This window comes from Limnohabitans simekii (SeqCode) (assembly GCF_965234735.1).
GTDB lineage: Bacteria > Pseudomonadota > Gammaproteobacteria > Burkholderiales > Burkholderiaceae_C > Limnohabitans > Limnohabitans simekii.
This window is the reverse complement of sequence record NZ_OZ248544.1, coordinates 185,023-197,721: the sequence shown is the minus strand read 5'-3', so window position 1 is coordinate 197,721 and position 12,699 is coordinate 185,023. Positions and strand designations below refer to the sequence as shown.

At 56.1% G+C, this 12,699-nt stretch carries 10 protein-coding genes; 7 read left to right on the top strand and 3 right to left on the bottom strand.

Features of this window, described 5'->3' with window-relative positions; genetic code table 11:
* The first annotated feature begins 205 nt into the window (after nt 1–205).
* Entirely contained in the window at nt 206–1,957 is a 1,752-nt protein-coding gene (locus tag AC8GFP_RS11625) for a cation:proton antiporter (protein WP_506613355.1), read from the top strand.
* Between the two features lie 158 nt (nt 1,958–2,115).
* On the top strand, nt 2,116–2,727 hold the full coding sequence (locus AC8GFP_RS11620; protein WP_506613353.1) for a twin-arginine translocation signal domain-containing protein: 612 nt from the start codon (nt 2,116–2,118) through the stop codon (nt 2,725–2,727).
* Here the strand turns inward: AC8GFP_RS11620 and AC8GFP_RS11615 are convergent.
* The 3 genes from AC8GFP_RS11615 to AC8GFP_RS11605 all read right to left on the bottom strand — a co-directional run bounded on the left by AC8GFP_RS11615 (nt 2,724) and on the right by AC8GFP_RS11605 (nt 7,052).
* Nucleotides 2,724–3,848, bottom strand: a complete 1,125-nt coding sequence (locus tag AC8GFP_RS11615) for an alpha/beta fold hydrolase (RefSeq protein ID WP_506613351.1) — start codon at nt 3,846–3,848, stop codon at nt 2,724–2,726. The genes AC8GFP_RS11620 and AC8GFP_RS11615 overlap by 4 nt on opposite strands.
* Nucleotides 3,849–4,658 (bottom strand): globin family protein, encoded by an 810-nt coding sequence (locus AC8GFP_RS11610; RefSeq protein WP_506613350.1) that lies wholly within the window; start codon nt 4,656–4,658, stop codon nt 3,849–3,851.
* 123 nt (nt 4,659–4,781) lie between these two features.
* A complete protein-coding gene (locus tag AC8GFP_RS11605) occupies nt 4,782–7,052 on the bottom strand; it encodes a xanthine dehydrogenase family protein molybdopterin-binding subunit (RefSeq protein ID WP_506613348.1) in 2,271 nt (756 codons plus the stop codon).
* 27 nt (nt 7,053–7,079) lie between these two features.
* On the opposite strand from AC8GFP_RS11605, the gene AC8GFP_RS11600 reads away from it, so the two are divergent.
* The 5 genes from AC8GFP_RS11600 to ntrC all read left to right on the top strand — a co-directional run bounded on the left by AC8GFP_RS11600 (nt 7,080) and on the right by ntrC (nt 12,675).
* Nucleotides 7,080–7,910 carry a competence/damage-inducible protein A gene (locus tag AC8GFP_RS11600; protein WP_506613346.1) on the top strand — a complete coding sequence of 277 codons (831 nt, stop codon included), beginning with the start codon at nt 7,080–7,082 and terminating at the stop codon, nt 7,908–7,910.
* Nucleotides 7,911–8,116: 206 nt separating this feature from the next.
* A complete protein-coding gene (gene glnA, locus AC8GFP_RS11595) occupies nt 8,117–9,532 on the top strand; it encodes a type I glutamate--ammonia ligase (RefSeq protein WP_506613344.1) in 1,416 nt (471 codons plus the stop codon).
* 100 nt (nt 9,533–9,632) lie between these two features.
* On the top strand, nt 9,633–10,049 hold the full coding sequence (locus AC8GFP_RS11590) for a hypothetical protein (protein ID WP_506613342.1): 417 nt from the start codon (nt 9,633–9,635) through the stop codon (nt 10,047–10,049).
* Between the two features lie 10 nt (nt 10,050–10,059).
* Entirely contained in the window at nt 10,060–11,115 is a 1,056-nt protein-coding gene (glnL, locus tag AC8GFP_RS11585; RefSeq protein ID WP_506613340.1) for a nitrogen regulation protein NR(II), read from the top strand.
* Between the two features lie 48 nt (nt 11,116–11,163).
* Nucleotides 11,164–12,675 carry a nitrogen regulation protein NR(I) gene (gene ntrC, locus AC8GFP_RS11580; protein WP_506613338.1) on the top strand — a complete coding sequence of 504 codons (1,512 nt, stop codon included), beginning with the start codon at nt 11,164–11,166 and terminating at the stop codon, nt 12,673–12,675.
* The last annotated feature ends 24 nt before the right edge of the window (nt 12,676–12,699 follow it).

Sequence of the window (12,699 nt, the reverse complement as noted above, 5' to 3'; positions counted from 1 at the left end):
CTTCAGAGTCATCAAAAACGGGTTTGCGTTGTGGTTTTGATTACTTCAAGGCGTCAGTGTTGGCGCGTAAATTCAAGTTGATGACCCATTACCCTGAGGTCAAAGAATTGATGGCTTGTGAGAAGTGGTCACCAAACTAGTGCATCGTGCTGAGATGCACCATGAAAGTGCCTGACACCATCTGCCACTATCATGGGACTTCATCATGAGCGCTCTAGACATTGCCCTTGTTTATTTGCTATTTGCCGTAGCCGGTGTTGTTGCTTGTCGGCTGTTGCATTTGCCTGCTTTGTTGGGCTACTTGATCGCGGGCGTCTTTTTAAGTCAAGGCGGCGCTTTGGTTCATGAGAATGAATCTGTTGTGGCTTCTTTGGCTGAAATGGGTGTGGTGCTGTTGATGTTTGTCATCGGCCTGGAGTTCAACCTGCCCAAGCTCTTGCGACTGAAAAAAATGGTGTTTGGTTTTGGCATGGCCCAGGTGTTGGTCATGGTGTTGGGAACCTTGCTGGGCCATTTGCTGCTTTTCAAACTGCTGACTTTTTGGCAACTGCCTTGGGACCTGACTTGGCAAGGCGCGGTGGTGTTGGGTGCTGCCATGGCCATGTCGAGCACGGCCATCGTGGTCAAGCTCATGGCCGAACGCTCTGAAATAGATTCTCAACATGGCAGGCGCGTCATCGGTGCTTTGTTGTTCCAAGACTTGGCGGTTGTGCCATTGCTGGTGTTGATTCCCGCTTTAGGTCGAATGAACGAAGGCAATGTCTGGAGCGAGTTGGGTTGGGCCTTGGCCAAGGCTTGCGTGTTGGTCGGCTTGTTGTTGTGGGGTGGCCAGCGCATCATGCGGCGGTGGCTCGAGATTGTGGATCGACGCAACAGCGACGAACTGTTCATGCTCAACATCCTGCTCATGACACTGGGACTGGCTTGGCTGACCGAGCACGCCGGATTGTCCTTGGCGATGGGCTCTTTTTTAGCGGGTATGTTGATCGCAGAAACCGACTTCAAGCAGCGTGTGGAAGACGATATTCGCCCTTTTCATGATGTGTTGTTAGGCTTGTTTTTCATCACGCTGGGCATGAAGCTTGATTGGCATGTGCTTCAAGTTCAGTGGCCATGGGTGTTGGTATTGGCCGTTATTCCCGTGCTGGTCAAAGCGTTCTTGATCACCATCTTGGCCTATGCGGGGGGGGCCAGCAATGGCGTGGCTGCCCGCACCGGTATTTATCTCGCGCAAGCGGGCGAGTTTGGTTTTGTGTTGCTCACCTTGGGCTTGGACAATGCGTTGATTGACCCACGCTGGTCCAACCCTGTTTTGGCAGCGATGGTGTTGTCGATGATGGCCACGCCCATGCTGATTCAAAACGCAGACCGCTTGATTTTTCGATTTTCCCCCGACGACTGGATGGCGCAGTCTCTTCAAATCACGCGTGTGGCCAAAGAGTCCATTGGCATCGATCACCACGTCATCGTCTGCGGCTTTGGCAACACTGGTCGGCATTTGTGCCAGTTGTTGGAGATGGAATCGGTCTCCTACATCGCCTTGGACGTGAACCCGGATGTGGTCAAAGCGGGTGTCTTGGCAGGCCACCATGTCGAGGTTGGTGATTCATTCCAGCTTTCGTACCTGATGTCGGCTGGCTTGGCGCGGGCCTCTGCGGTGGTGGTGAGCTTCGATGACACGCCCACGGCCTTGCGTGTGTTGGACTTGATCAAGCAACACATGCCGCACGTGCCGGTGATTGTGCGCACCCGATTCGACAAAGACATGGCCATGCTCAAGACCGCTGGGGCGACCGAGGTGATTCCGGATGCGTTTGAGGTCAGTCTGAGCCTGGCCACGCATACCCTCACGCAACTGGGGTTGCCCGTCGAGGAAGTGAACCGCTTGGTATTGGCGGAGCGTCGCTCCCAGTACACCCATTTGAAAGAGCCTGTGGTTTTTGAAGCCACAAAATAATTTGGGTATATTTACCAAAAGCTCTTAAAGGTTTATCAGATTTTGTCGATTTGAATGAAATCTGACTTTTCGGTTTTGCTTGCCGTGCGGCTTTACAGGCTGTCTTGGGGGTGCAAACAATTCAAAAGTATTGATCCGTTACATCAAAAGGTCCCGCCATGTCCGACAAAGTATTTCAAAACATTTCCAACCGAATGGCCTCTTGCGCCTGTTGCACCCCGCATGGTCTGCAGCCTGCAGCAGGTCTGGACCGCCGCAGTTTCTTGGGTTGGGGCGCCGCTGGCGCCTTGGCCTCAGGTTTGTCTTTGATGGCCCCACAAAGCGCTTGGGCTGCCAGCGGTCAGTATGAATCCATGCTGGTCAACTGCATTGATCCCCGCTTCACCACGCTGAGCTGGCAGTACATGGGTTTGTTGCAAGGCGTCAGCCGCGACAAACTCGAAGACAACTACAGCCACTTTGTGATGGCCGGGGGTCCGATTGGCGCGGTGCATCCCAAATTTGAAGCTTGGCACAAAACCTTTTGGGAAAACTTGGACATCACTGTGTCCTTGCACCAAATCAAGCGCGTTGTCGGTTTGTCTCACCGAGATTGTGGCGCGGCGAAACTGGCTTTTGGCGAAGCCGCTGTGGCCAAAAAGGACAACGAATCTGCAGCCCACGGCGAGGCTTTGTCCATGTTCCGCGAGGCCGTGAAAAAGCGTCACCCCAAATTGAGTGTCATCACGGGCGTGATGGACACCAACGGCAAAGTTGACCTGATCGGTTAGAGGCTGCCGAGGAAGTTCAACAAGAGCTTGTTGACGGCCTCGGGCTGTTCTTGCTGCACCCAGTGACCGGCTTGGGGCAGCAACTCGATGAAGCGCATGTCTTTGCAGACCTGCGCTTTCATTTTTTCTAAAGCCCCTGGGAACTGGTAGACGCCCCAATCCGCCTGGCCAGCGATGTAGGCGGCGGGCACGTCAATGGTTTGTCCGCCATAGCGTGACATCACTTCAAACTGCTTCAGGCTGGTGGCGCAGCGGTACCACTGCAAACCACCTTGAAAACCGCGGGCTTGGTAGGCGGCCACATAGACCGCCAAATCGGTTTCGCTCAGCCATGTGCATGCACTCACCTGTGCTGCGCTGGGCGCATGGACCGCCACTGCTTGCGCCATGGTTTGATCGGCAGGCATCACGTAATAGTGGGGCAGCTTCGCAAGTTCTGCGGCCTGCCATGCTGTCAGCGCATGGGGTTGGTTGACTGCCCAATCGGCGCTTTTGACATGGTAGTAAGCGCGCAAAAAAGCATGCAACCCTTGCGGAGCCTGCCACATGTCCTCGTTGGCTTGGGCATCCGAGTAATACCACTGGTAATGCTGGCGGGGTGGGTCTAATTCGCCCAAAGCCACCACCTCTTGAACGATTGCGGCGTGCGTGGTCGCCCAATGCACGGCATCCGGTGGGCCTGAAAACGGCGCACTCATCATCACCACTGCGCGAAACACATCGGGGCGGGTGAGGGCGCACCAAGCGGCAACGGGTGACCCAAAGTCGTGACCGATCACCGCTTTCACGTGTCCGATGTTCAAGGCCTCAAGCAAGGCCAAGACATCATCCACCAGATGCAGCATGCCGCTGGCTTGCCAATCACCATCGAAGTGGTCATCACCTCCAAGGGTGTCGCCATAACCGCGTTGATCGGGCGCGATGACATGAAAGCCTGCGTTGGCCAACGCGGTCAGTTGATGCCGCCAACTGAAGGCCAACTCGGGAAAGCCGTGCAGCAACAAGACGCAAGGGTTGGACGGCGAACCAGCTTCCAACACATGCATGTTCAACCCGGTTTTGGTTTGAATGCGTTTTGATTGAAGGCCATGGGGAGCCAGCATGGCGTTGAAGGCACTCACTTACTTCAGCACATTCTTCAGAATTTCTTCCTTGTCCATGCTCATCGCAGTTTCAAAGCCCCGGGAAAACTGCTTGGCTGCTCGCATGAGCAGTCGCGTGGGGATGCCATGCTCAAAGGGCAGGATATAGCGGGTAAACAACACAGGGCCATTCGGGCCATCGCGGGCTTCGAGCTTCAAGGTGCCTACTTTTTCGTTCGCATTCTGGGCCAACTCTTCCACCTGTTCAAGGTTCACGCCATCCCGGGCAAACGCCTGGGCGATGAACACAATCTGGCGTTTCTCGGGCAGCACACGGGTCCAGAAGGGGTAGAAGAAATTACGGGTTGCGTAGACATCACCATTTTTTTCAATCCGGGAGTCTGTGCGGTTGTTGTTGTAGAAGGTGTTGACGGTTTCGTTGGTGATGTCCACCGGCTTCCAAACCGTGACCACGGTGTCCCCCGCTTGGCTGCGTGTTTCTTCGATGATTTCAATCAAGTGCACGGCAATGCGAGGGGATTCGTCTTTGTGTACACCGTTTTTGCGCAAGATGTCATCCAGCGTGAGCATCACCTCATCGAACACGTTGACACTGACTTGGATTTCAGAGGTGGCGGTTTGCAGCAGCTGCTCGCGGTAAAAGCGGTCAGGTTTGCGCATCGAATAGGCATGGAACTGCAACTGATCGCGGATCAGGTTTTCCAGCTTGATGTTGAAAAAGTAGTGGCGCAGGTCGCGTTTTTCACCCACAGCCTCATACAGCTGTTCGATCACTTTATTGATCTTTTTGACACCGCCATACTTTTCCATCATTGCAAACGCAACCATCTCCAACCTTCCTTAAATGACAAAACCGTTATCGAATTTCATCCTAACCCAAAATAATACAGATTTTGTTCGGTTTTGGGCCAGATCGAACCTGCCCATCGTGAAGTATCGACACGAACAGCCTCAAGCTGAGCTGCTTGTCAGCCGCAGCGGCAGGTTGCGCAAACGCTCACCGGTGAGGGCAAACACAGCGTTGGCCACCGCTGGGGCAATCGGCGGCGTGCCGGGTTCGCCCATGCCTTCGGGATGGGCGTCGCTGGTCACGGCATGGGTTTCAACCAGTGGGGCTTCCCCCATGCGCAACAAGGGTTGATCGTGGAAATTGCTTTGCAGAACCTGGCCTTTTTCGAAGCGGATGTCGCCGTAAAGTGCAGCTGTCAGGCCCATCACCACCGAGCCTTCCATTTGCTGGGCCACACCGTCGGGGTTGACCACCATGCCGCAATCGACCGCACACACCACACGGTGCACCCGGATACCTTGGTCACTCACCGACACCTCGGCCACCTGCGCCACGATGCTGCCAAAGGACTCGTGCAAGGCCAGACCCAAGGCTCTTTTTTCAGGCGTGTTGGCGAGCTGTTTGCCCCAGCCGCTTTTGTCAGCGGCCAGTTGCAACACCCTTGCGTGGCGAGGGTGGTTTTTCAGCAAGTTCAAGCGAAAAGCAAGCGGGTCTTGACCGCTGGCATGAGCCACTTCATCGACAAAACTTTCTTTGAAAAAAGCCTGGTGCGAATGCCCCACCGAACGCCATGAGCCCACCGGAATCGGCAGTTGCACCTTGCTGTGGCTGATGTGCGCTGTCGGCCATTCGTAGGCTTGGTCAAAGGCCCCTTCGGCGGTGGTTTTGTCGGGGCCAGCGGCGGGTGCGCCCAGCAAACGCGCCACCATGTCTTCGGCAATCGATTGGCTGGCCGATCGGTTGTGCCATGCCACCACCTGACCTTGGTCGTTCAAACCTGCGCTGTAGCGGCTGACACAGGCCGGGCGGTAGAAATCATGTTGCATGTCTTGGCTGCGGTCCCACACGGTTTGCACCGGATGACCGGCGCATGCTTTGGCGATGTGGGCAGCTTGCGCCACAAAGTCGAGTTCCAAGCGTCGCCCCAAGCCGCAGCCCAGCAGCGTCACATGCAGGGTCAATTTGTCTTTGGGAACCTCCAAAATCTTCGCGATGACATGGCGGGCCGCATCCGGAATTTGTGTCGGGGCCCAAACTTCTGCCGCGCCGTCTTTCAGCCACACGGTGCAGTTCATGGGCTCCATGGTCGCGTGTGCCAAATAGGGTGCGCTGTACTCGGCTTGCACGGTTTTGCTGGCGCTCTTCAAGGCTTGGGCGGCGTCCCCTTGCTCAAAATAGGTGTGGGCGTCTTGGCTGTCCAAGGCTTTCATCAAATTCTGTTGGATGTCGGCGCTGGACCAAGCCGCGGCTGGGCCTGTGCCCCACACCGTGCGCACCTGCGACAGGGCTTTCATGGCCTGGTGCGTGGACTGCGCCACCACCGCCACACCCGCCGTGCTGCCTTTCACCGCATCGACCGCAAACACCTTTTGCACGCCCGGCATTTGCAGCGCCTTGCTCGCGTCAAAGCTTTGCAAAGGCGCACCCAATTCGGGGTTCATGCGCACACAGGCAAACCAAAGGCCTTGGGGGCGCACGTCCATGCCAAACACCGCCGTGCCATCCACCTTGGTTTGGCCTTCCAGCCGCGGCGTGGATTGGCCGATGAATTTGAATTGCGCTGGTGTTTTCAACACGGGGTTGCTGGGGCGATCTTGCTGCGCCGCCAAGGCTGCCAACTCACCAAAACGCGCTGATTGGCCGGCAGGGTGGCTGACCACACCGTCTTTCACCATGCACTCGGCAGCAGGCACTTGCCATTGCTTGGCAGCAGCGGCCACCAACATGGCGCGGGCACTGGCACCGGCTTGGCGCATGGGCAACCACAGGTCTTTCATGCTGGAAGAACCGCCAGTGGCATTCAAGCCAATTTCGCGCATGGTTTTCTTCGTCATCCATTGGGCAAATTGCTTCACTCGGCCTTGATCATCAGGATGAAAGGGTAGGCCATCGGCGGCCACCGATTGGTTGTTGTAAATGTGGTCAAAGCCGGATGTTTCGAAGCGGATTTGGTCCCAGCGGGCATCCAACTCGTCGGCCAGCATCATGGCCAAACCGGTGTAGACGCCTTGACCCATTTCGCTGCGGGCCATGACCACGCTCACCTGATCGTCGCTGCCAATCCGCACCCAGCCATTCAAGGCAGTTTGTCCCTGCACCTCGGGCAAGTCTGCGGAGGGCATCAAACGCTGGCGGGGTGGCAGCACGCTCCAACCCACCACCAAAGCCCCTGTGCCCAGGGCGATGCCGCCCAAAAGATGTCTGCGTTTCATGTCTGTCCCAGTTGTTATATTGATTGGATGCAAGCAACCGATTCCATTCCAAGCATTGGCTTGATCGTCGTTGGCGATGAAATATTGTCAGGCAAGCGCCAAGACAAGCATTTGACCAAGGTCATCGAACTGCTGTCTGAACGCGGGTTGCACCTGGGTCACGCCGACTATGTGGGCGACGACCCCGTGCGCTTGACCCAAACCCTGCGCCGATCTTTTGAGACGCCAGGTGTGGTCTTTTCCTGCGGCGGCATCGGGGCCACGCCCGACGACCATACCCGTCAATGCGCTGCCTTGGCGTTGAGCCAAGACTTGGTGCTTCACCCCGAGGCCAAGTTGCTGATTGAAGAACGCGCTCGCGAGATAGCCCTTGAACAAGGCGTGGCGTTCGACACCTACCAAGCCACGCATCAACACCGCCTGGAGATGGGGCGTTTCCCTGCAGGTGCGGACATCATTCCCAACCCCTACAACAAGATCCCCGGCTTCAGCTGCCAAGGCTCGGCGGGGCGGGTGCATTTCGTCCCTGGCTTTCCGGTGATGGCTTGGCCCATGTTGGCCTGGGTGCTGGACACACACTACAAAGCGTTTTTCCAACGCGGGGCCTACCAAGAGAAGTCGGTGATCGTCATGGGCAGCATGGAAGCCACGCTCACGCCCTTGATGCAGCGCCTGGAGGCGCAGTTTGCAAGCATCAAGGTGTTCAGCTTGCCCAGCGTGGACCACCCCGAATACGGCCGCCACATCGAATTGGGGGTCAAAGGCCCGCCAGACTTGGTTGAACCAGCTTTTTTGCAAATGCTGGCAGGGTTGCACGAAATTGGTGCAAAATTAGGCCCTGAATTGGTGCGAAATTAAAAATGCCTTAAAAAGGTGCATCGATGGATCGTCTGGAATCATCCAACTTGCTTGTGTCTGGCTGGGTTTGCGCCTGAAATGCGGGCGCCTGGTGCATGTCGGTTGATCTTTTTCAACTTTCTGTCAGCAAGCTGGGTGTGGCACAAAAGATGCAAGACAATGTCCATCTCTGATTTTTTTCAAACCAACCTCTCCAGGAGAAATTGATGGCCAAGACCGTCGCCGACGTCATGAAGGACGTCAAGGAACACGAAATCAAATTTGTGGATTTTCGTTTTACCGATACCCGTGGCAAAGAACAGCACGTGAGCGTGCCCATTTCTCACTTCAATGAAGACAAGTTCACAGAAGGCCATGCTTTTGACGGTTCATCCATCGCTGGTTGGAAAGGCATCGAAGCCTCAGACATGTTGTTGATGCCTGACCCCAACACCGCCTTCATCGACCCCTTCTTCCAAGAATCCACCCTGGTGTTGTCTTGCGACGTTCTCGAACCCGGTGACGGCAAAGCCTACGACCGCGACCCCCGTTCCATCGCCAAACGTGCTGAAGCCTATTTGAAATCCTCAGGCATTGGCGACACCGCTTACTTCGGTCCAGAACCCGAGTTCTTCATTTTTGACAACGTGCAATGGGGCAATGAAATGTCCGGCGCCTTCTTCAAAATCGACGAGTACGAAGCACCTTGGAACACCGGTGCCAAGCTCGAAGGCGGCAACCGTGGTCACCGTCCCACCGTCAAAGGCGGCTACTTCCCCGTGCCCCCCGTGGACAGCACCCAAGATTTGCGTGCCGAAATGGTCATGATTTTGGAAGAAATGGGCATTCCCGTTGAAGTGTTCCACCACGAAGTGGCTGGCGCTGGTCAAAACGAAATCGGCACCAAATTCAGCACCTTGGTTGAGCGCGCCGACTGGACGCAAAAACTGAAGTACGTGGTGTGGAACGTGGCCAATGCCTATGGCAAAACCGCCACCTTCATGCCCAAGCCTTTGGTCGGCGACAACGGCTCTGGCATGCACGTTCACCAGTCCATCTGGAAAGACGGCAAAAACCTGTTTGCAGGCAAAGGCTACGCTGGTCTGAGCGACACCGCTTTGTTCTACATCGGCGGCATCATCAAACACGCCCGCGCCCTGAACGCTATCACCAACCCCACCACCAACAGCTACAAGCGTTTGGTGCCTGGCTTTGAAGCCCCGGTGAAATTGGCTTACTCCAGCCGCAACCGTTCAGCGTCTATCCGCATTCCCCACGTGGCGTCTGACAAGGGCCGTCGCATTGAAGCCCGCTTCCCCGATCCCATGGCCAACCCCTACCTGTGCTTTGCCGCACTGATGATGGCTGGTTTGGACGGCATCGAAAACAAAATCCACCCCGGTGAAGCCGCCACCAAAGACCTGTACCACTTGCCACCTGAAGAGGACGCATTGGTGCCCACCGTCTGCCACAGCTTGGACCAAGCTTTGGAACACCTGGACAAAGGCCGCGCGTTCCTCACCAAGGGTGGCGTGTTCACCGACAGCATGATCGATGCCTACATCGATCTGAAAATGCAAGAAGTGACCCGTTTCCGTCAGGCCGTGCATCCTGTCGAATACGACATGTACTACTCACTCTGAGCCCAGGCATCAGAGCAGTTGCCAAGCGTTCGCGCTGGGCACACCGAGGACGGCCTGGTGCCGTCCTTTTTTTTAACCCTGCATTTGAAAGAGGCTCAGCATGAACAAAGCAATCTGCATCGGCGTGTTGTTCGCACTGTTCTCTTATCAAAACGTGTTTGCCCAAGAAGGCCCAGCCGTTTGGCGCTGTGGCAACGAGTACACCAATCAACCCAAACAAGGCCAAGCTTGCACACGTATGCCGGTGCAGGCCGATGTGATCACCACTGCGCCGCGTCAATTCCGTGCCGTGCCGCCAGCACCTGTTCCCATGCCCAATCCTGCGGTGATCGTTGATGTCCCTCGCATTGACAGCGCGGCCCAACGCGCACGCAATCTTCAATCGCAACACATCTTGAATGAAGAATTGAGGAAGCAGCAAAGACGCTGCCAACAATTGCCGACCAACAGCACCGAGTTGGTGCGATGCCAAGCCGACGAGGCCGCATTGCGCCGCGAATTGGCGCGTTTGCCCTGAGTTGGATCAGATGGCTGACCACCGATTCACAGCATTTGACTTGCTCGCCACCTTGGTGATGGTGGTGGGCTCTGACAACCGGGTCTTGTTTGTGAACGCCTCCTTCGAAGACGTGATGGGTTTGTCACGTCGCAGCCTGCAAGGCGTGGATGCACCGGCTTTGTTTGTCGATCAGTTCAAGATGCAACAAGCCATGGATGGCGCACGACGACATGATTTTTCAGCCTTGCGATTTGACGACCATCTCAAGCGACCAGGGGCCGAGCCCTTTGCGGTGCATGTGGTCGTGGCCTCGTGCGACAACCCCGACGAGGTATTGATTGAGCTGCTGCCACAAGAAACCCAAAGCCGCCAAGACCGCGAAGAGCGACAGCTGGAGCATGCCCAGGCCAACAAAGAGCTCATCCGCAATTTGGCGCACGAAATCAAAAACCCCTTGGGCGGTATCCGGGGCGCGGCGCAATTGCTGCAACTCGAGCTAGATTCCAAGGATTTGACCGAATACACCCAGGTGATCGTGCGCGAGGCCGACCGCTTGCAAACCTTGGTGGATCGCTTGTTGGCACCGCACCGGCGCCCGCATGTGGTGGGCAACGTCAACATCCACGAGGTGTGTGAACGGGTACGCACCCTGATCTTGGCTGAATTCCCGCGCGGCTTGCAGGTGCGCCGCAACTACGATATTTCGCTGCCCGAGTTTCGCGGCGACATGGAGCAGTTGATTCAAGCCGTGCTCAATATCGCCCACAACGCCGCCCAAGCGCTGAGCGATCGGATGCTGCAAGGGGATGCTGAAATCGTGTTGTCCACCCGGATTGCCCGACAAGTGACTTTTGTGAAACAACGCTACCGATTGGCACTGGAATTGCATGTGATTGACAACGGTCCTGGTATCCCGGAAGAGATCAAGGACCGTTTGTTCCACCCCTTGGTGTCGGGCCGTGATGGCGGCTCGGGTTTGGGCCTGAATTTGGCGCAATCCTTTGTGCAACAGCACCAAGGTTTGATTGAATGTGACAGCCAGCCCGGGCGAACGGATTTCAAAATCTTGATTCCCTTGCCCTGAACAAGAATGACAAAGCGCCCTGCGCCAGACAAAAGGTGATGAACTGACATGAAACCGATTTGGATCGTTGATGATGACCAGTCCATTCGCTTTGTGCTTGAAAAAGCCTTGATGCGCGAAGGCTTGCCCACCCGCAGCTTCACGCATCCACGCGAGGTGTTGCAAGCCCTGGGCAGCGTGACGCCTGAAGAAATGCCCCAAGTCTTGGTGAGTGACATTCGCATGCCCGGTGGTTCAGGCTTGGATTTATTGGACAAACTCAAACAGCAGTTGCCTGCATTGCCGGTCATCATCATGACGGCGTACTCTGATTTGGACAGCGCCGTCTCAGCCTTCCAAGGTGGTGCCTTTGAGTACCTGCCTAAACCCTTTGACCTGACCAAAGCCATCGAATTGATTCGCCGCGCCGTGGATGAAAGTCAGCGCGAAGCCGTGGGCGCGGTGGACGTGGACAGCACACCTGAAATGCTGGGCCAAGCCCCGGCCATGCAAGACGTGTTTCGCGCCATTGGCCGTTTGAGCCAAAGCAATGTGACCGTGATGATCACCGGAGAATCCGGCTCAGGCAAAGAACTGGTGGCACGTGCACTGCACAAACATTCGCAGCGTGCCAGTGGTCCGTTTGTCGCCATCAATACCGCAGCCATCCCCAAAGATTTGCTCGAGAGCGAATTGTTTGGACACGAACGCGGAGCCTTCACGGGTGCGCAAACCATGCGCCGTGGCCGCTTTGAACAAGCCGATGGCGGCACCTTGTTCTTGGATGAAATTGGTGACATGAAGTTCGATTTGCAAACCCGCTTGCTGCGGGTCTTGAGCGATGGCAACTTCTACCGCGTGGGCGGCCACAGCGCCATCAAAACCAATGTGCGGGTGATTGCGGCCACCCACCAAAACCTGGAACAGCGGGTGCAAGAGGGCACCTTCCGAGAAGACTTGTTTCACCGTTTGAATGTGATTCGCCTGCGCTTGCCGCCCCTGCGTGAGCGGCGCGAAGATATTCCTGTGCTGACGCGTCACTTCTTGCAGCAAAGCGCACAGCAGTTGGGCGTCGAGGTCAAACGCATTTCAGAATCCGCCATTGAATTGCTGCAAGCGTTTGCTTTTCCAGGCAATGTGCGCCAGTTGGAAAACATTTGCCATTGGCTCACCGTCATGGCACCAGCCCAAGCCATCGAGCCCAAAGACCTGCCGCCCGAAGTGATGCAAGGGGGTGCTGCTCACCCATTCGCCGCACCACCGCCCAGCACCGAGGTGGCCAATGCCTTCACAGCCACCAGCCACAACGGCACTGCAGCTGTTGCCAGTGTGCCCATGCCCAAACCTGGCGTGCTGCATTTGACGGGGGATGATTGGCAAGGCGGCTTGGAAGTGCAAGCCATGAATTTGCTGGTGGAGGGTCGCACCGATGTGTGGGATGAACTCACCAAACGTTTTGAAGCCACGTTGATTCAAACCGCATTGGCCCACACCAAGGGACGACGCATAGACGCAGCGCACAAGCTGGGCATTGGCCGCAACACCATCACCCGCAAGATTCAAGAATTGGGTTTGGAGTAACCCCAGACCTTGCACAAGCGCAAG